Raw genomic sequence first — 712 nt, forward strand, 5'->3', positions numbered from 1 at the left:
TTCCTCGTCGAATCCATCGTGATATCGCTTCGGTGCGATGTCTTGCCAGTAGACGTCGACGAGTTCGTCGAGGCTCATCAGTGACCACTTGTAGTGCTTTTCTCTCGGTCCCTCGTCTGAAGCCCTATCTTCTGCGTCCAAACCCCGGGAGTCAGACTGCTGATTCACGCCTGCTCACCGGAGAGTAACCCGCTCGCTGAGTGTTGGGGTGATTCTGAATGTGAGATTTTCATTACTCACCGACTTTCTCCCAGTGAGTTAATACTTTGGCTTATGCAGGAGTGGGTCATACACAACCACAATTAGTAAAATGGGGCTGTTGGGAGGCAATTCATGGATAAACCTCATTCCACTATACAAAATATATCTGCGTACCCGGCACAGTTTCGGAGTTTGGGTTCTGTTGCGTGTCTTATTTTCACATGGTTTGTGTTTGATTAGGCCCTCGTCTCGTGATTTCCGAGTTCGTCACGGTGAGAAAGCGTGGAAAGGTTTTCTGAGTGATATGAAATCAAAACCGATAGACAGCACCTATTTCTCCGTTGTTGTGCTTGAATAGAAGGCACGCAACACGCCCATCCTCCGAGGTTGTGACCCGGATCAAAGATTTTTACGGTTGTCATTTTTAGTGCCGCTTCGTGAAATATAACTAAGCTACTCCAGAAATAAGTTTAAAATTCGACTACACGAATTATCCCTCTGTGATTGTTAG

1 pseudogene is annotated in these 712 nt (G+C 46.5%); it reads right to left on the reverse strand.

Features of this window, described 5'->3' with window-relative positions:
* Window positions 1–168, reverse strand: a pseudogene (locus tag C5B90_RS21125) (site-specific integrase); the annotation flags it as partial.
* Between the last annotated feature and the right edge of the window lie 544 nt (window positions 169–712).

It is taken from the genome of Haloferax sp. Atlit-12N (assembly GCF_003383095.1).
In the GTDB taxonomy this organism is placed as follows: Archaea; Halobacteriota; Halobacteria; order Halobacteriales; family Haloferacaceae; genus Haloferax.